Origin of the sequence: Arthrobacter sp. IK3, assembly GCF_051337705.1 — a bacterium.
Lineage (GTDB): Bacteria > Actinomycetota > Actinomycetes > Actinomycetales > Micrococcaceae > Arthrobacter_B > Arthrobacter_B koreensis.
Genome location: NZ_JBPPSW010000003.1, coordinates 275,668 through 291,413, shown reverse-complemented (window position 1 = coordinate 291,413; position 15,746 = coordinate 275,668). Strand labels below are relative to the sequence as shown.

Annotated in this window: 17 protein-coding genes and 32 tRNA genes; all 49 read right to left on the bottom strand. The window is 64.1% G+C overall.

Annotated features, from left to right (window positions below; genetic code table 11):
* Positions 1 to 2: 2 nt before the first annotated feature.
* The 49 genes from ACSLGO_RS06175 to ACSLGO_RS05935 all read right to left on the bottom strand — a co-directional run bounded on the left by ACSLGO_RS06175 (position 3) and on the right by ACSLGO_RS05935 (position 15,629).
* Positions 3 to 76: transfer RNA gene (locus tag ACSLGO_RS06175), tRNA-Gly, on the bottom strand.
* 29 nt (positions 77 to 105) lie between these two features.
* Positions 106 to 177, bottom strand: a tRNA-Thr gene (locus ACSLGO_RS06170).
* A gap of 43 nt (positions 178 to 220) precedes the next feature.
* Positions 221 to 293 (bottom strand) — tRNA-Gly (locus ACSLGO_RS06165).
* Between the two features lie 21 nt (positions 294 to 314).
* Positions 315 to 387: transfer RNA gene (locus ACSLGO_RS06160), tRNA-Phe, on the bottom strand.
* 30 nt (positions 388 to 417) lie between these two features.
* Positions 418 to 505, bottom strand: a tRNA-Ser gene (locus tag ACSLGO_RS06155).
* A gap of 41 nt (positions 506 to 546) precedes the next feature.
* A tRNA-Pro gene (locus tag ACSLGO_RS06150) sits at positions 547 to 620 on the bottom strand.
* 33 nt (positions 621 to 653) lie between these two features.
* Positions 654 to 740 (bottom strand) — tRNA-Ser (locus ACSLGO_RS06145).
* 10 nt (positions 741 to 750) lie between these two features.
* Positions 751 to 1,083, bottom strand: a complete 333-nt coding sequence (locus ACSLGO_RS06140) for a hypothetical protein (RefSeq protein WP_436400607.1) — start codon at positions 1,081 to 1,083, stop codon at positions 751 to 753.
* A 131-nt stretch (positions 1,084 to 1,214) separates the two neighbouring features.
* Positions 1,215 to 1,287: transfer RNA gene (locus ACSLGO_RS06135), tRNA-Thr, on the bottom strand.
* Positions 1,288 to 1,421: 134 nt separating this feature from the next.
* Positions 1,422 to 1,495: transfer RNA gene (locus ACSLGO_RS06130), tRNA-Thr, on the bottom strand.
* A 40-nt stretch (positions 1,496 to 1,535) separates the two neighbouring features.
* Complete coding sequence (locus ACSLGO_RS06125) at positions 1,536 to 1,805, bottom strand: hypothetical protein (RefSeq protein ID WP_436400606.1); 270 nt, start codon at positions 1,803 to 1,805, stop codon at positions 1,536 to 1,538.
* 194 nt (positions 1,806 to 1,999) lie between these two features.
* Positions 2,000 to 2,071 (bottom strand) — tRNA-Val (locus ACSLGO_RS06120).
* 28 nt (positions 2,072 to 2,099) lie between these two features.
* Positions 2,100 to 2,396 carry a hypothetical protein gene (locus ACSLGO_RS06115; protein WP_436400604.1) on the bottom strand — a complete coding sequence of 99 codons (297 nt, stop codon included), beginning with the start codon at positions 2,394 to 2,396 and terminating at the stop codon, positions 2,100 to 2,102.
* 128 nt (positions 2,397 to 2,524) lie between these two features.
* On the bottom strand, positions 2,525 to 2,932 hold the full coding sequence (locus ACSLGO_RS06110; RefSeq protein WP_436400603.1) for a hypothetical protein: 408 nt from the start codon (positions 2,930 to 2,932) through the stop codon (positions 2,525 to 2,527).
* Between the two features lie 71 nt (positions 2,933 to 3,003).
* Positions 3,004 to 3,076 (bottom strand) — tRNA-Leu (locus ACSLGO_RS06105).
* Between the two features lie 11 nt (positions 3,077 to 3,087).
* Positions 3,088 to 3,161 (bottom strand) — tRNA-Ile (locus ACSLGO_RS06100).
* An 11-nt stretch (positions 3,162 to 3,172) separates the two neighbouring features.
* Positions 3,173 to 3,245 (bottom strand) — tRNA-Arg (locus ACSLGO_RS06095).
* Between the two features lie 13 nt (positions 3,246 to 3,258).
* Positions 3,259 to 3,331, bottom strand: a tRNA-Glu gene (locus ACSLGO_RS06090).
* A 43-nt stretch (positions 3,332 to 3,374) separates the two neighbouring features.
* Positions 3,375 to 3,447: transfer RNA gene (locus ACSLGO_RS06085), tRNA-Glu, on the bottom strand.
* Between the two features lie 18 nt (positions 3,448 to 3,465).
* Positions 3,466 to 3,538: transfer RNA gene (locus tag ACSLGO_RS06080), tRNA-Arg, on the bottom strand.
* A gap of 30 nt (positions 3,539 to 3,568) precedes the next feature.
* Positions 3,569 to 3,641: transfer RNA gene (locus tag ACSLGO_RS06075), tRNA-Gln, on the bottom strand.
* A gap of 42 nt (positions 3,642 to 3,683) precedes the next feature.
* Positions 3,684 to 3,758: transfer RNA gene (locus tag ACSLGO_RS06070), tRNA-Asp, on the bottom strand.
* A gap of 78 nt (positions 3,759 to 3,836) precedes the next feature.
* Positions 3,837 to 3,909, bottom strand: a tRNA-Asn gene (locus ACSLGO_RS06065).
* Between the two features lie 10 nt (positions 3,910 to 3,919).
* Positions 3,920 to 4,168, bottom strand: coding sequence for a hypothetical protein (locus ACSLGO_RS06060; protein ID WP_436400602.1), 249 nt, complete (start codon positions 4,166 to 4,168; stop codon positions 3,920 to 3,922).
* Position 4,169: 1 nt separating this feature from the next.
* Positions 4,170 to 4,243 (bottom strand) — tRNA-Ile (locus ACSLGO_RS06055).
* A gap of 309 nt (positions 4,244 to 4,552) precedes the next feature.
* A tRNA-Lys gene (locus ACSLGO_RS06050) sits at positions 4,553 to 4,626 on the bottom strand.
* A 30-nt stretch (positions 4,627 to 4,656) separates the two neighbouring features.
* A tRNA-Lys gene (locus ACSLGO_RS06045) sits at positions 4,657 to 4,730 on the bottom strand.
* Between the two features lie 54 nt (positions 4,731 to 4,784).
* Positions 4,785 to 5,342 carry an HAD domain-containing protein gene (locus ACSLGO_RS06040; protein ID WP_436400601.1) on the bottom strand — a complete coding sequence of 186 codons (558 nt, stop codon included), beginning with the start codon at positions 5,340 to 5,342 and terminating at the stop codon, positions 4,785 to 4,787.
* A 59-nt stretch (positions 5,343 to 5,401) separates the two neighbouring features.
* Positions 5,402 to 5,474 (bottom strand) — tRNA-Ala (locus ACSLGO_RS06035).
* A 12-nt stretch (positions 5,475 to 5,486) separates the two neighbouring features.
* Positions 5,487 to 5,559 (bottom strand) — tRNA-Ala (locus ACSLGO_RS06030).
* A gap of 74 nt (positions 5,560 to 5,633) precedes the next feature.
* Positions 5,634 to 5,707: transfer RNA gene (locus ACSLGO_RS06025), tRNA-Pro, on the bottom strand.
* Positions 5,708 to 5,793: 86 nt separating this feature from the next.
* Positions 5,794 to 5,867, bottom strand: a tRNA-Pro gene (locus tag ACSLGO_RS06020).
* Between the two features lie 29 nt (positions 5,868 to 5,896).
* Positions 5,897 to 5,983 (bottom strand) — tRNA-Ser (locus tag ACSLGO_RS06015).
* A gap of 13 nt (positions 5,984 to 5,996) precedes the next feature.
* A tRNA-Ser gene (locus ACSLGO_RS06010) sits at positions 5,997 to 6,084 on the bottom strand.
* 12 nt (positions 6,085 to 6,096) lie between these two features.
* A tRNA-Leu gene (locus tag ACSLGO_RS06005) sits at positions 6,097 to 6,177 on the bottom strand.
* Positions 6,178 to 6,211: 34 nt separating this feature from the next.
* Positions 6,212 to 6,285, bottom strand: a tRNA-Met gene (locus tag ACSLGO_RS06000).
* Positions 6,286 to 6,287: 2 nt separating this feature from the next.
* Positions 6,288 to 6,370 (bottom strand) — tRNA-Tyr (locus ACSLGO_RS05995).
* A 184-nt stretch (positions 6,371 to 6,554) separates the two neighbouring features.
* Positions 6,555 to 6,628, bottom strand: a tRNA-Trp gene (locus tag ACSLGO_RS05990).
* Positions 6,629 to 7,244: 616 nt separating this feature from the next.
* The gene (locus ACSLGO_RS05985) at positions 7,245 to 7,673 is read right to left on the bottom strand and encodes a hypothetical protein (protein ID WP_436400600.1); all 429 of its coding nucleotides are present in this window, start codon (positions 7,671 to 7,673) and stop codon (positions 7,245 to 7,247) included.
* A 15-nt stretch (positions 7,674 to 7,688) separates the two neighbouring features.
* Entirely contained in the window at positions 7,689 to 8,246 is a 558-nt protein-coding gene (locus ACSLGO_RS05980; RefSeq protein WP_436400599.1) for a hypothetical protein, read from the bottom strand.
* Between the two features lie 81 nt (positions 8,247 to 8,327).
* A complete protein-coding gene (locus ACSLGO_RS05975; protein ID WP_436400598.1) occupies positions 8,328 to 8,909 on the bottom strand; it encodes a hypothetical protein in 582 nt (193 codons plus the stop codon).
* A 271-nt stretch (positions 8,910 to 9,180) separates the two neighbouring features.
* On the bottom strand, positions 9,181 to 9,615 hold the full coding sequence (locus tag ACSLGO_RS05970; protein WP_436400596.1) for a hypothetical protein: 435 nt from the start codon (positions 9,613 to 9,615) through the stop codon (positions 9,181 to 9,183).
* Complete coding sequence (gene secY / locus ACSLGO_RS05965) at positions 9,615 to 10,922, bottom strand: preprotein translocase subunit SecY (RefSeq protein WP_436400595.1); 1,308 nt, start codon at positions 10,920 to 10,922, stop codon at positions 9,615 to 9,617. The genes ACSLGO_RS05970 and secY overlap by 1 nt, the downstream gene beginning before the upstream one ends.
* 45 nt (positions 10,923 to 10,967) lie before the next feature.
* The gene (gene secG / locus ACSLGO_RS05960; protein ID WP_436400594.1) at positions 10,968 to 11,213 is read right to left on the bottom strand and encodes a preprotein translocase subunit SecG; all 246 of its coding nucleotides are present in this window, start codon (positions 11,211 to 11,213) and stop codon (positions 10,968 to 10,970) included.
* A gap of 93 nt (positions 11,214 to 11,306) precedes the next feature.
* Positions 11,307 to 11,873, bottom strand: coding sequence for a DUF2637 domain-containing protein (locus tag ACSLGO_RS05955; RefSeq protein WP_436400593.1), 567 nt, complete (start codon positions 11,871 to 11,873; stop codon positions 11,307 to 11,309).
* A 39-nt stretch (positions 11,874 to 11,912) separates the two neighbouring features.
* Positions 11,913 to 12,572, bottom strand: coding sequence for a hypothetical protein (locus ACSLGO_RS05950; protein WP_436400591.1), 660 nt, complete (start codon positions 12,570 to 12,572; stop codon positions 11,913 to 11,915).
* A gap of 95 nt (positions 12,573 to 12,667) precedes the next feature.
* The gene (locus tag ACSLGO_RS05945) at positions 12,668 to 13,489 is read right to left on the bottom strand and encodes a DsbA family protein (protein WP_436400590.1); all 822 of its coding nucleotides are present in this window, start codon (positions 13,487 to 13,489) and stop codon (positions 12,668 to 12,670) included.
* A 60-nt stretch (positions 13,490 to 13,549) separates the two neighbouring features.
* Positions 13,550 to 14,242, bottom strand: a complete 693-nt coding sequence (locus tag ACSLGO_RS05940) for a hypothetical protein (RefSeq protein WP_436400589.1) — start codon at positions 14,240 to 14,242, stop codon at positions 13,550 to 13,552.
* Positions 14,243 to 15,059: 817 nt separating this feature from the next.
* Positions 15,060 to 15,629 carry a dihydrofolate reductase gene (locus ACSLGO_RS05935; RefSeq protein WP_436400588.1) on the bottom strand — a complete coding sequence of 190 codons (570 nt, stop codon included), beginning with the start codon at positions 15,627 to 15,629 and terminating at the stop codon, positions 15,060 to 15,062.
* Positions 15,630 to 15,746: the final 117 nt, after the last annotated feature.

Genomic DNA, 15,746 nt, shown 5'->3' with positions numbered 1-15,746 from the left:
AGAGCGGGAGACGGGATTCGAACCCGCGACAACCTGGATGGAAGCCAGGAGCTCTGGCCATCTGAGCTACTCCCGCATATTGGCCGCCGTTGCACGTCGACCTCGAGCCTGGTGCGGGGATTGAACCCGCGGCCTCGTCCTTACCAAGGACGCGCTCTGCCACTGAGCTAACCGGGCGAAACCACCCTAGGGGGTGGGTGCCTGCCGAAGCAGGACATCGAGCGGAAGACGGGGCTTGAACCCGCGGCCTCCACCTTGGCAAGGTGGCGCTCTACCAGCTGAGCTACTTCCGCGAAGTGTGCAGGTGCACACAGTGCCAACGGCCGGGATTGAACCGGCGACCTCTCGATTTTCAGTCGAGCGCTCTACCAACTGAGCTACATCGGCGGGGCGGCCCGGACAGTGCCCGGGCCAGGGCGGCGGGTGTGGGATTCGAACCCACGACCGGGATCAACCGGTGCCGGCTTTCCAGTCCGGTGCAATAGGCCGCTAATGCGAACCCGCCATTGGAGGGACGCGGGCAGTATGGGCTGCCCGCGCCCTTTGTCGGAGTGACAGGATTTGAACCTGCGGCCTCGTCGTCCCGAACGACGCGCGCTGCCAAACTGCGCCACACTCCGGAACCGGAACGTTGATGTCCCGGGTACTGCAAGCGGAGGATAAGGGATTCGAACCCTTGACCGGGGGTTACCCGGTGACGGTTTTCAAGACCGCTGCCTAGGCCGCTTGGCTAATCCTCCTGGTAACGCCCTAGTTCCGACCCAAAGCCCGGTCCTCAAGGCGAACTTCCTCCGGCGTGAGATAGTCACCGGCTCTGGCTTCCTGGAGCAGCTCGCTGGCTGCCACGTACGTCCAGTACCCGTCTACGACTCCGAACAGGCCCGTCTTCCGGACCTGGCGAAGCAGTTCCGGTTCAACCGCCTGGCGGAACTGGGGGTAGAGAACGACCTTCTGTGACAAAGTCAGGCCGGGTGAGCACCGATCGAACAGCTGCTCGAAGATGCCTTCGTACGGCAGGATGTCCATCCCGCGCAGTATGTGCAGCGCTGTGCTGACCGCCTCGCTGACGTATCGAGAACTCACTGTGATGCCTCTCTTGGGGTGAAGTTGGTGCACTGCCGGCCGCGGATCCTCACCGCGACCTCCACGCTGCACGCGCGGTGTAACTGTTACACCAGCCGGCAGTTGTCCGCTGGAAGATCCTGCGAACAGCGAGCCCCATGCCGGATTTGAACCGGCGACCTGCCGCTTACGAAACGGCTGCTCTACCAACTGAGCTAACAGGGCGTGACGACGGGCCCGCTAAAGCCCGCCGGGCAGTTGTGCGCGTCAGGCCAAGGTTCTGCCGCCCCCGGACGTTAGCGCGTCCAGGCTTGCCTTTCCCTTGGCTTCACCGCTGGGGGACATGGCCAGCCCCCTCGAGCCCCCTGCCGGATTCGAACCGGCGACCCCCGTATTACAAGTACGGTGCTCTGGCCAACTGAGCTAAGGAGGCACCGCCGGCACCCGGTCGCCCGGGGCAGGCAGCATACGGATTACTTGTCGAAGCTTGGCTCCGCCAAGCGGTACAGCTCCCTGGAACCGGTGTTGACCAGCTCCAGCTCGCCGTTTTCGACCAGGTTCCGCAGGGCCTTGTCGATTGCACGGTCCTCAACCCTCGGGTGAAGGCAGGAACGGATCCATGCCCGGTCGATAAGCCCCGAGCGCGGGTGGTACCCGTCGAGGCTGCGGCCGGATGTAACCAGCTCCTGATCCTTGTCCCACGCCCAGCGGGCAAGGTTGCGGACCTTCTGCAGTGCAGACATCGGTTCCTCTTCCTGGGGGCACCATTCGTAGGGGATGTTGCGTACCTGACCGGGGTGCCGACCCCCGTGCCTCCCGCGTGTCGGGCGGGCGCTCTGCCGGTGAGCTAGTCAGGCTGGGCGGATGCCCCGGTTGGGGCCAGGGCATCCCTTGTGCTTCGGGAGGTCTCAGATCCCGGGGCGCAGCTGAACCCCTGTGCCTGTACGAGGTGCCGACCCTCGGACCTCCCGCGTGTGAAGCGGGCGCTCTGCCGCTGAGCTATACAGGCTTGGCGCCGCAGCGCTTTGGTTGGCAGGCTAGGTAGCCACCTCGTAGACCATGTGCCTGCAGGGCTTGCCCTCTTCGATGTACTTGACGTCCGCCGCAACCGGAGTCCTGCCGTCCCGGCTGCCCCATTCAGTGAACATCAGCTTCTCCCCGTACATGCCTTCTGTGTCGGACAGAGATGACCAGGTCTTCGGGTCCGCGCTTTCGAAGGCTGCGTCGCGCTCCTCGCAGGTCGCCTCCCGCCACGAGCCTTTGGCTATGCGGTGGTTGCTGGCGTCTTCGTCGGTGTCGTGCTCGGAAAGTGGGCATCCGCCAAAGTACGTCATGAGGGTCTCGCTTCCTGGAAGGAAAAGTGAGCTGGTTGCTCTACCCCCATGTGTGCGGATCAGCGTCGAACTCTCACCAGTCGGTAAGACTCACTGCGCTGGCCGCATCCTGTGCCTGGATCTCCGGCTTACTTCTCGCCGGCGGTGTAGGTGCCGCCCATTTTCGCCGCCGTTGCTTCGCCGGCATCAATATCATCTACGAACTGGCTGGTGTTGATGATCCAGTTCTCGCCCGAGAGGTACGTGACTTCCATGAGGTCAAAGAACGAAAGCTGCTCCTTCATGTCCTCCATGTCGTCGAAGAAGCTGAGGGCTGCTTCCTCCCCGCACCTTCCCGATTCGGTGGACAGGATGCCTTCGTTGTGCTGTTCCCAGTCCTCGCAGATTCCGCCGGCGCTGACATACGCGTCCCGCAGGGATTCAGCCCCGGTGATTTCAGCCGGCGCCCCCACGAGAGCTGAGCATCCGGTTAGCGCAGCGCCTGCGGCCAGTACGGTCATTGCGGCAGCAAGGTTGCGCAGCATGGTGTCCCCCAAAAAGCGTTCATTCGATCTCCAGCAGAGATCATTCATACACGCTTTTGGGCCTGCGGCCTATTGTGTCGCCGTGCCCGCCCCGGGACTCGAACCCGGACCTTCCGGCTTTTGAGGCCGGCACCTCTTCCATTGGGTCAGGCGGGCAGTGCCCCGAGTCCCTCCAGCTGGATTTGAACCAGCGGCCTTCGAATTATGAGTTCGCTGCTCTGCCAGGCTGAGCTATGGAGGATTGGTGTTGCGTGCCCTGAGCAGGGATCGAACCTGCGGCTTCCTGATCCGTAGTCAGGCGCTCTATCCGCTGAGCTACCAGGGCGGGTCTTGCTGCGTACCCCCAACGGGATTCGAACCCGTGTCTCCGCCTTGAGAGGGCGGTGTCCTAGGCCGCTGGACGATGGGGGCGTGTTCCGGGGCTGAAAACCCGGGATGCCCTTATCTTGCTGCGTACCCCCAACGGGATTCGAACCCGTGTCGCTGCCTTGAAAGGGCAGTGTCCTAGGCCGCTAGACGATGGGGGCCTGGTGCTTCATGGTGCGTGCCCGTGGCAGGACTTGAACCTGCGGCCTCCTGCTCCGGAGGCAGGCGCTCTATCCGCTGAGCTACACAGGCAGGTTTTGTGACCTGCAGTGTTGAAATGCGTTCCCGATCAAGGACTCGAACCTCAATCTCCGGCTCCAGAGGCCGGCGTCACTGCCAATTGGACGAATCGGGACTATCCGGACTCTCACCGGGACCAAGCGGGGCCGTATTGCTGCGGAAATGACGGGATTCGAACCCGCGGTCTCCCGCGTGACAGGCGGGTGCTCTAGGCCATCTGAGCCACATCTCCAGGTCCGGACTTTTACCGGGCATATCCGCGGCGGCGGGAAACCGCCCGTCAATGCGCGTCTACGGCTGTACCGCATCGCTCCCCCGCCTGGCCTCGATCCAGGAACCTGCCGATTAACAGTCAGCCGCTCTGCCAGTTGAGCTACAGGGGACTACGGCCGGTTACCCGGCCCTGGAAACACTGAACTGAACCACCGCACCAACCGCTGCTGCATAAAGGCGCAGGAAGGATGCCGTGGCTTTGCCGTGACGCTCAAAGGCGAGCACCTCCCCGACCTCTGCGCTGCAGCGCCGGGACACCTCTTCGAGGGTCAGGCCGTGCTCGTGCCGCAGGGCAGTGAGCTGGTCAACCATAAGGTTCTGGCTTGCCAGGTTCGCATCTGCGAGCTGCTGGCCAGTTCGTGTTTCCATGTGGCCGATCAGGGAGTTGAACCCCGGACCCCCGCCTTATCAGGGCGGTGCTCTAACCGTCTGAGCTAATCGACCTCTCGCAGCCGCCACAGGCTTGGATTCCCTTGCGGGTTCTTGCATCGGCGGCCGGGTTTGCGGCCCGGACTTCAGCGCCTGTGGTTCTGCGGCCAGGTTTGCGGTTCCTCGGCGGGTTTGGCCGCTCCTACCGGTGATCGGACCACCATTTCAGGTGCCTGGCTTCCGGGGTGCAACCCCCTTCGCCGTCAACAGCGGATTACGGCCAGGTTCGCGGATTCTTCCGACAGGGATGGCACCCCGTTTGGCACAGTGTCAGTTCCCGGCATTCATGTTTGGTTCGTCCTGCCGCGGTTCTTTACTGCTGCGTGCCCCCACCTGGATTCGAACCAGGGGCCCTCCGATTAAGAGTCGGATGCTCTGACCAGCTGAGCTATAGGGGCAGATGCCGTCTTTCCGGCTGTCATTTTCCGTGCCCCCACCTGGATTCGAACCAGGGACCTTCGGATTAAAAGTCCGCAGCTCTGGCCAACTGAGCTATAGGGGCAGTGCCGGTTTCCCGGCTGTCTTTCCTTCGGCTGTGCCCGTCGTCTGCGGGCGTTCATTCCCTATGTGTGCGGAGACTGGCCGAAATCTCACCGATAAACGCCTCGATCTCCGCAGTGTGGCCCCTGGTCACGCCGACAGCGGTCTTCGGGGAGATAACCAGATGCGGTATCGGCACGGTCTGCAGCCACTGGATGGCCTTCGGGTCAAAGGGGACGTCGTCCTCAATCCAGATGAAGGCATCCGGCTCTGTGGCTGCCAGGTCATTCTTCAGGGCTGCGAGCTTCCACCACTGCCAGTTCATGGGATCGTCGTATTCGACGCCGGTAATGACGGGCCAGATGGCGCCGCCGGCAATGGACAGCGCCGGCACCAGCTGCTCCGGAGCCCCCTCTTCCCAGGTGGTGAGCCACCGGGGTGACACCAGCGGATGGCCGATGAGACGGTCTGTTTCCTGCACCATCTCTTCTGACCACCAGCCGGGGAACGCCCCGCCGATTTCCATCGGATTCCAGTTACCGTCCCAGCCGGACGCCGACCGGGGCGCGGGGTCAAACCTGTGGTCGGTGTACGCGTTGTAGACGCCGTCAACGTCTGAGTACCAGTTGATCACCGCTGCTCTCCTTTCTCATCCGGGTTGGTACCGGAATGCCCTGTGCAGGCATTCCGTCGTGGAAACTGCGGGGCTCGAACCCGCGACCTCCTGTGTGCAAGACAGGCGCTCTACCAGCTGAGCTAAGCCCCCGTATTTGTTGTGTGGAGATACCGGGGCTCGAACCCGGGACCTTCTGCATGCCATGCAGACGCGCTACCAGCTGCGCCATACCCCCAGTTGGAAGCTTTGCCCGGCTATACCGGGAGGGGCTTTCCGGCCCTGTCCTGCACGGTGTCACCCGTGCAGCCGTCGGGGAGACAGGATTCGAACCTGCGGCCCCCTGGTCCCAAACCAGGTGCTCTGCCAAGCTGAGCTACACCCCGTCATGCGCTGTTTACTGCCCGTCCGGGCACCCGGGCCATCACCGGGAGGGGCGCGAACCTGGGGCAGATCGGGTTGCCCAGCCTCGTCGGGATGACAGGATTTGAACCTGCGGCCCCCTGGCCCCCAGCCAGGTGCGCTGCCAAGCTGCGCCACATCCCGGAACCGGACCGGAGCCCGGGTCATGCAAGCGGAGAGCCCGGGATTTGAACCCGGACGACAGGTCACCCCGTCTTGGCCGATTAGCAGTCGGCCCGCTGGCCACTCGCTTACTCTCCAGGTGCTGCCAAGCGGAGACCGGGAGGGTCGAACTCCCACGCGTTTTACCGCAACCGGGGTTCGAAGCCGGCGCCGCCGCCATCTCTCGGCTGGGGTCTCCATTGATACTGCGTGCCTGTCCCGGGACTTGAACCCGGACGTCCTAAGACACCGGAACCTAAACCCGGCGCGTCTGCCATTCCGCCAGACAGGCGTGGCGGCCGCCGGGATCTTCCCGGCGGCCTTCGTTGCACGGGCGGGATTTGAACCCGCGGCCTCCTGGTTATGAGCCAGGCGAGCTGCCGAACTGCTCTACCGTGCGAGTGGGAGGTGAGGGATTCGAACCCCCGAAGGACAATGCCAGGCAATTTACAGTCGCCCCCTTTTGGCCGCTCAGGTAACCTCCCGGGACCTTCCGGTGTCTCCGCCCGGCACCTCTGTGGGTACCCGGGGAGATCACCGGAAGGCTCGGTATTTCTCACGGATTCGTACTGCATGCTCCGGGTTTGGCATCCCGGGGCCCGATCCGCGTTCATTCACGTTCACTATGGAGTTCTCAATTTTCAGGTGCATCACCGGTGGTGTGCGTTGCGGGGCTGACAGGGCTCGAACCTGCGGCCTTCGGTTTTGGAGACCGATGCTCTATCCATCTGAGCTACATCCCCAGTGCCGGTCGTTTTCCGGCTGGAGGCGGTGGATTCAGAATGCCGTTTCCGGGCAAAAAGAAAGCCGCCTCGGTGTGGACTTACCCGAAGCGGCTGTCACTGCGCAGCAGTGAAAGAAACTAGCTTCGGTGCCTCTGGTGCGCCGTCCAGGCCTGGTCCTGTCCATAAGCTTTCGGAGCGACGAGGGCTGACGGCTTTTCGGAGGACAGGGTATTCACGGGCAGGGCAAAGCCACGGCCGCAGGCGGTCGAAATGCTGGGCATGAATGCTGCTGACATGGCTTTCCTTTCGTGAAAGTGCTGGTGCCCGGAGGCGTTGTTGGAAAAGACTGTACGTGAGAGAAATGGATTTTGTACACCCCTGGCATTTTGGGGTTGGACTAACCGGATTTATACGGCACTTTCCATGTGTGCGGCAGCGACATAGTCTCTCCCCACCCGTGTGCAGCTCAGCCGGCGGCCGCCCTCATGCGCCGGTCGATGGTTTCGGCCGTGGCCCGGTCGCAGTCCATAATGCCCGCCCAGGTGTTCATCTCTGCCTGCCAGTCTTCGGTTCCGGGGGTCACGTACTGGGCAGCGTCCTGGAATAGCTCGATGTCCTCGGCAAGGACCCCCGTCTAGCGGGAAAGCAGGCCGGCCTCGTCCTTCAACCGTGCTGACCGGATCTCCTGCGGCGACTTCACGGCAACACTGGCAGCCGCATCAAAAATCTCACCCATCGCCTCGTAGTACCCTTCGGTGCAGTCGGCGTCGTAGGTTCCGGTCAGTTCCCTGGCCCAGGCGACCCTTGAGGCAGTCAGCGCCGGTGCTTCGGCCTCTGCGGCAAAACCTGCAGCCGCATCGAAGACCTGTGTCATCGCTTCGTAGTACCCCTCGGTGCAGTCGGCGTCGTGAGTTCCGGTCAGCTTCCTGGCCCACTCCACCGTGGATGAAGCCAGCGGAGGTGTGGCGTCGAGGACAACGTCGGACTCCGCATGCTCTTCCGTGGCGAAGCGCCCTGCTGTCCCAGTGCCGGTCTCGCGGCGGCGGCCGGATACGTCAGTCATGGGTCTGTTCCTTATTCAGGCAGCGCTGCTGCGGTTGAGGTCGAGGGCTTTGTCGATGTTGAGGGTGAAGGTGCAGCCGCCGGCGTAGACACCGAAGTTTCCTCTCCGGGGCGTGGAGGTGAGCGTTACCGCTTCTCCGAGGTTTCCGGCCTGCCCGGCAATGTCTGAGATGAGTGAGGGGATTGGGTGCTCCGCATCTTGCGCAGAAGCCCACCGGGAATACGCTTCCGAGGGTGTGGTGGATGACCCGCCGCGGCCGGCCAGGGGTTTGTCCCCGGTGCCCCGGATCGCGGTGACCCTGGCTCCGTTGCCGTCGACATCATCTGCGGTGATTTCCAGGTACTGGGCGTCAGGGAAAACGTCGCGGGTATGGGAAGCGATGGCTGCAGCGGATTCCGCGGCGAGACGTGTGCGCAGCGCCTGCATCTGGGTATGCAGTTCGTCCCTGCGTTCAAGCGACTTGGAAGTCTGGGCGGAGGCATCCGGCCGGAAGAGCCGCACGTCGGCTTCTGGGTGGTTGACCGTGTCGAACCGGCCGCCCCGGTCGCGTCCCTGGTGTGGATTCAGGCTCATGCCACCATGTGTGCGGCAGGCAGCGAACGCAGCGGCCCGGGCCTTTACCGCTGCTTTTGTTACTGCCTTCGACGCCGGATACTAGGCGGCCTCAGCCCGGGGAAGTCCGAGGCCGGTGTCCTCGTTCGCTGCGATTCGGTCCGCTGCTTCCTGCAGGCTCCTGCTGACGGTCAGGCGCTGGCGCTCACATTCGTCGGCCAGTTCCGGGAAGAGGCGTGCGATCTCGGCCAGGCATTTGATCTTCAGCTCCACGTTGTAGGAGTGGCGGAGATCGTAGGTGTTCAGGCCGTTCATGATGAGGGTGTGCTCGTACATGGTCCGGTTGTGCCGGATGTAGTTCACGGTGACCCGGTCCAGGTTCTCGGGGCGCATCCGCTCGATGTCCGGGACGCGGCGGCCGTCTTCCCAGGCCAGTTCGGCGTAGGAGTTGTAGGCCAGGACCCTGAGGTCTTCGAGTGTCTCGTCGCAGGACATGGTGATTTTCAGGCTGCGTGCTGCCCGGCGGACCTTGTTCAGTTCGCTGCGTGAGGTGAGTCGCACGGCCTTGCGGACGACGGGGTTGGAGGACCGGTAGGCAGCGAGACGGCCGCGGCCCTTCCTGAGCCGTTCCATGGGTTCCTGGTCGCTGTCGACGTATGCCTGGTAGCGCGGTGGGATGTGCATCCGGCAGGTCCCCTTTCTGGAATGGCGTGAAGTGCTCTTACTTCTCTCTATGCGTCCCGGACGCCGACGGGGAGTTTTGGGGCGGGGAGGCCGTCATGCAGCGGCGGCCAGATCCTCCGTACCGGGGGTAGCTAAACCCTGGATTTCACAGAGCGCGCAGACGGTATGGGCGCCGTTCGCATCCATGCCTCCACCGCTGCAGATGATGCACATGAGCTCCGGTCGGGATTTCTTTGCTGCCATGGTGTCCATGTGTGCGGACATGGATGGATTAGTGAACAGGCGTGGTGCCGGCGGAGGCGACGCGGAGCATGGCGCGCACGGCGCGGTGGACCCGCCATCCGTCGGTCCTGCGTTCCAGGGCCAGCTGCAGCACCTGGGTCTGGATGTAGTCCCTGTCCGGGTCAGCGCCGCGGCCTCCCTGGATGGCCATGGCGAAGTCCGTCACGTCCCACAGCGCCTCATGCATCTGCCATGCTGTGCGGAACCGGAAGGTGGTCAGTGCGGCCAGGCGCCGGCGGTCGATCGTGCGGCGAAGAGCACCGGCCATGCAGAGCAGCACCCTGAAGCGGATGAAGTCCTCGGTGTGGGGCGCGGAGTGGGCGATGACGGCGTTCATGGTCCGGACAAGGTCCAGCTCTGTCGTCTCGTCCGCCCGCAGCTGCCCGTAGAGGGTCCCTGCAAGGCCGGTGCCTTCGCCGCTCATCACCGGAGCAGGCTGGCGTAGTTGCGCTGGTCGACCTGCGAGCTGATCTGCTTGATGGTGTCCAGGCCTACACCGACGACGATCAGGATCGCTGCGCCGCCGAACGGGAAGTTCTGGTTGGCGTTGATCAGGACCAGGGCGATAAGCGGGATCAGCGACAGGACGCCGATGTAGAGCGCTCCGAAGGCGGTGATGCGGTTGGAGACGTATGCCAGCAGGTCGCGGGTCTGCTTCCCGGCACGGTAGCCGGGAATGAACCCGCCGTACTTGCGCATGTTCTCGCTGATCTCGTCCGGCTCGAAGGTGATGGAGACGTAGAAGAACGTGAACCCGACGATGAGCAGGAAGTAGATGGCCATGTACAGCGGGTGGTCACCGATGGTGAGGTGCTGGGTGATCCAGACTGCCCATTCCGGCATTGAGCCGTCGTCGCGGGTAGCGAACTGTGCTGCCATGCCGGGCAGCGCGAGCATTGCTGAGGTGAAGATGACCGGGACGATGCCTGCCATGTTGACCTTGATGGGCAGGAAGGTGGAGTTGCCTCCGTATGTCTTGCCGGCCACGACGCGCTTGGAGTAGACGACCGTCAGGCGGCGCTGGGACTGCTCGACCAGGACCACGAGGGTCATGGTCACCAGGCCAATGGCGAGGACACCGGCGAACACGGTCCATCCCTGGGTCTGGCCGATGGTGCCCAGTGCGGTGGGGAAACCTGCAGCGATGGAGGTGAAGATCAGCAGGGAAAGGCCGTTGCCAACGCCGTGCTCGGTGATGCGTTCACCCATCCACATGACCAGCATTGCACCGGCGGTGAGGGCAATGATCATCACGAGGGCCGTGATGACGCTGTCGTCACGGACGATCGGCAGCGGGCAGCCGCCCATGAGGGATCCGTTGCGGGCCATGGTTACGACCGTTACGGCGTTCACCGCGGACAGGCCGACGGCGAGGTAGCGGGTGTACTGGGTGGTGACCGCGGTACCCGATGCTCCTTCCTTGTGCAGTTCCTGGAGGCGGGGAACGATGACGCGCAGCAGCTGCATCAGGATGGATGCCGTGATGTAGGGCATGACGCCCAGGGCGAGGATGGATACCGAGAGCAGGGCGCCGCCGGAGAACATGTTCACCAGGTCGTAGACGCCGCCGGAGGTGGTTCCTCCGTCCAGGCACTGCTTGACGTTGGAGGAGTTGATGCCCGGGGCGGGGATGAATGATCCCAGACGGTAGAGCGCAAGCATGGCGAGGGTGAAGAGAATTTTGATGCGCAGGTCAGGGGTCTGCACTACGCGCTTAATTGTTTCCAGCACTGGCTGGTCCTCCTTTTGAGGATGTGAGGTGGGGAGGGAGGAGGATCAGCTGCCGAAGCGTACGAGGACGCCGGACGCGGAGATCGAGAGGGTCCAGAGCACAGCGATGGTGACGGTGACGCGGAGCATGTTCTTCTCTGCGACGCCGGTGGAGGCGAGGCTGCTCGTCATGCCGCCGCCGAAGATGTCCGTGGCGCCGCCGCCCTTGGACTTATGGAGCAGGACCATCCCAATCAGGGCGATACTGAGCGCCACAGTCAGGACCTGCAGGGCGATAGTCAAGAAAGTCATTAGGGGTGGGAATCCTTCGTGATGGTGCCGGGGTCGGGTTTTTCCGGCATATGTTCTCTATGCGTTCCGGCGTCTGACGGCGCGCGGGATAACTCAGGCGACGCTCAGTGCAGGCACGGCGGGCGCCTCTTCAGACGGTGCTCCCGCGGCCTTTGTCGGGGTCGGCTGGGCTTCTGCGGCCTCCGCGGGTTTCCGGGCGGCTGACCTCTTTGCGGCAGGCTTCTTAACGGGCTTCGCAGCGGATTTCTGGACGAGGATCACGGTCAGGTGGGTGATGGCCAGGAGAACAACCGGCGGCATGGCGGCAACGATGGCCGAAACGGCCGGCGGCACCGCACCTTCACCGCCGACGGCGAGGATGGCATGGACGGCGTTCGCGGCCGTGCTGACGACGGCCCCGAAGAACAGGAGCATCCACGGGTAGGCGAGGACTTTCCGTTCGTGCCCGGCCAGGGCGACGATCGCAACGGTGGAGGCGACGATGAGGCCGTCTACGATGATGGGCCAGATCCAGGCCAGGCTGGGGTTGAGGCCGGACATGACCGCGAGGTCGGTCAGTGCGGCGAACGAGAGGATGAAGGCGCCGGCCGCGATGATGACAGTGGTGGCGAAGCCGGTCATGACGATGGGACGGGACAGGGGTGCGGCGTTCTTGCTCATGGGGTTCAGGTGCTCCGGTTGGTTCTGGTGCAGGGGGCGTCAGCGGGTTTCGAGGCCGTCCTGCCCGCGGGCGATCTCCGCGGCGGTTCCGAGAATGAGGCGGACGGTGCCGGCGAGCTTGGCCGGGTCCACCTCCATGCCGGAGCTGATGATGCGCTCTACGATCTCCCGGGTGTCGCAGGAAAGGCGCTGGATGCGGCGGGAATCATCGAACTGGTCGGCGAGGATCAGTGCGTCAGCTGCGGCGGCAGGACCGATGTGGCCTCCGTTGCCGTCGTCTGCCAGGGCAGCCTTGCTGAAGCGCGGGTCGCTCTTGGTTTCTGCGGGTGTTCCGGCGGCGACGATCTCTTCGGTGATTTTCGCGGCTGCACGGTCAACGCATCCGACATGGGTTTCTGCGTTGAAGGCCTCGCGGTAGAGCCGGAAGCGCATCGGGACTTCAAAGAGGTAGTCGAAGAGCGGGCGCTTGTCTTCCAGCCCGAGTTTGTCCGTCAGGACCTGGTAGGCGTCCAGGATTGTGCCCGTGGTGAGGTGCTCAAGTCGGCGCACAAGCTGGCTGACGGTTCCGGCTGAGGCCAGGATCTCATAGTCCGGGGAGGATTCCCGTTCTGCCTGCGCTGCGGCGGCCATGGCAGAGAGAAGGGCTTCGACGTCGGGTGTCTTGTCACCGGTGTTGTCCGGGGCGGGGCTGGTGGTCATGGTTTCCATGTGTGCGGCAGCTGCGTTACTGCTCTCCGGACATGGAAAGGGCCGCTGCAGGGGATCTGCAGCGGCCCAGTGTTTCCGTCGGGAGGTTAGGCGGAGGCCTCAGTCAGCACGTCTTCGAGGTCACCCGTCAGGTCCCACATTTTCCCGTTGACGAAGACCGTGGGTGTGCCCGTGATGCCGTGCTCGGCGGCGGCCGCGGTCGTGAACTTCACGAAGGGGCGGAAGGCGCCGTCCTTGATGCAGTCGTCGATGCCGGTGACACCCTGGTCGGCGGCCAGGTCGATGAGCCCCTGGTTGGGCAGCTCACCCGAGGAGTACCGGGCAAACAGCGCAGCGGTGAAATCGAGGTACCTGGCCGGCTCGGCATCGGCGACACAGGCCATGGCGTTGGCTGCGCGCGAGGAGTAGTTCGTCGGCGAGTTCCGGTCCAGGATAGCGATGGCCCGGGTCTCCAGGGTGATCTCGCCGGCTTCGGCCTTCTGCTTCAGCACCTCACCGTAGGCGCCCTCAAATTCGGCACAGTGGACGCAGTTGGCATCCAGGTAGACCACGACGCTCGCGGGGTCCTCAGGTCCCGGGACGGTGATGCCCGCGGGTGCTTCCCCGTCGGATTCGGGGATCGCGCCAACGTCGACGGTCTTCGCGGTGGTCTCCGCTGATTCGGTGTTCACTCCGCCGTAAACATTTCCGGCCGCCGGTACCGGGCCGGTGGAGGGGATCTCAACCGGTTTGCCGGTGATCATCAGTGCAGCGACGGCTGCGGCGACGGCGACGGCTGCCAGCACCACTGAGATGCGGATCAGCCGGCCGCGGCGGCGCGCGCGGGCCTTCTCGGCGTTGATGCGCGCGGTTGCCTTGGCACGGCGCTGCTCGGTTTTTTCCTTCTTGCTCAGCTCTTCGGAGGTCATTCCGGGCCTTTCCTGGGCGCTCTGCCCGCGGCTGAAGTGCTGCGCGGGTCCTTCTTGTGTCTATGCGTTCCGTAAGCGGACGGCTGTCCCCGGCACTCCCAGCGGGCGGCCTGAGCGGCGAGCTGCAAGCCGGGATGAGATCACGTAGTCGTTGCTGGCGGCGAGTGTCCTTGTGGCGTCGTCGAAGGCGGCGGTGGCAGCGAAGCGGTAGGCAGCTGCGACGTCAGCCGGTGGCATGAGTGCGATGGGCTCGGGTTCCAGCAGTGCTTTCAGCCGCGGGGCCGAGGGCCGGCGGGCCTTGGGTATTCCGGTGGCTTCGACGCTGTCCCACGGCTCTCCGGCGGGCACCGCCCCTTCCCTGCCGAATGTCGCATAGGTGAGGTCGGCTTTCCCTGCCAGCGATCTGGTGACCAGTGTGTGCACCGGACGCCCGGCCGTCGTCCGCACCAGCGGGCCGCCAAGCATCAGGCGCCGGGAGGCGGTGTACGGCGCCTCGCGCAGCGGCACCGGCATCGGACCTGCCACGGACGCAAGCACCTTGGCCATGGAGCCGGCATCCATGAATGCTGCACCTTTCACTTCCAGCCAGGTCTCATGCTCTGGAAGGTAGAAGTCCGGCAGGTACCAGAGGTGCGGTCCGACCTGGTAGTGGCTGGGTTCGTAGTCCCAGTTGATCTCGAGCAGGTCCATGAGGATCGCCCAGCGTGCTTCCAGCCGGGAGCGGAAGACCTTGCCGGAGTAGAGCGCTTCCATGGCACCCGGCTTGGGTGCCCGTGATGTCCTGGTCCGTGCCTTGGGTCTTGATGCCGGAGCTTTGCGGGGTGCCGGCACCGGCTGGGCGCTGGCCTTCTTGGCGGCAGGGGCTGCTGCCTTCCGTGGCTTTCGTGCGGGCGCCGCTGGTGTCTTCTTTCTGGACGCAGGCTTGGGTGCGGTGCCCGGGGTCCGTTTCGTTCTCTTCGCCGGGGCTGCCGGGCGTGCGGTCTTCTTCTGCGGCATGTGGTTCCTCCTGGCTGAGGACATGCGCAGAGGAATACCGCCAGGCGGTGAGCCGACATGACGGCCAACCACGGCCAACAGGCTGCCGACGAAAACAGGGGGCCATGTCGGCAGTGAATCTCCCCGGAAATAAAGGGAAAAAGAGGGGGCCTCCATATACAACCAACTAAACCAACAAGTTAAGAGAGTTATATATATAAGGGCCCTATCTGTTTCTCCCTCTCTCCATTTACTTATATGGACACCCTCTATAGGCGTCCTCCCCCTGTCGTCAGCGTTGGTCTTGTCGGCCCTGGGCGCACAATCCCCGGAATTCCGGGCCAAAACAGGGCAGGGCACCACGGGGCATGTCGGCAGGAGGGGGTAAACCGGTCGCCGGATCGTCGGCAGAGGAGTCGAAATTGCACGCTTCGGGTGCATCAGGCCGGTGCCTTGGGCGCTAAGAAGCCCCGCAAGTGGGGGGACATCTGCGGGGCTTCAGTGGTCCACTCTACCTTGACCGAAATCTACGCGCGGACACTTTTCGGACGTGAGCAACGTGACTACCGGCCAAACATAGTCGCCAGCTCCACCCCTAGGCCGCGCTCCAGCGCTGGAAGCGGTACCGGGTGCCGTCCGCCGAGATGCCGGTTCCGGCTGCAGGCTGTTCTTCCTCCAGAGACCATTCCGAGCCCAGTTCGGGGGCATAGGCATCACCCTCGACGTCGAGGTCCACGCGGGTCATGACAACAGTGTCGGCCAGGCCGAGAGCCTCCCGGTACAGGCTCGCCCCGCCGATGATCCAGATCTGGTTCGAGCCCGAGCCGGAAAGACTGGCTTCGATGAGCGCTGCGTGGAGGTTCGCAGCCCGGGTGGTCCCGGGTGCCTCGAACCCGGGGTTGGAGGTGACCACGATGTTGGTGCGCCCGGGCAGGGGCCGGACGGCCTCCGGAAGGGATTCCCAGGTCTTGCGCCCCATGATGACCGGGTGCCCTGCTGTGATGGAGCGGAAGAGGGCGAGGTCCTCAGGAAGGTGCCAGGGGATGGCGCCGCCGGCGCCGATGACCCCGGAGGTTCCCTGGGCCCAGATCATGCCGATCACTGCGCTGTCGGCACGCAGCTGCGGTGCCGCAGTCTTGGTCTGTTCAATGGAGGCTGCTGTCATATCCCCCATGTGTGCGGCAGCCCTCCGTTCTGCACCCATCTGCCCGGACTCGCCCTCCGGACCGCGTCAGGATGTCTTCGCAGGTCAGCTTCGGAGTCAGTCCGAATCCCATGTGTG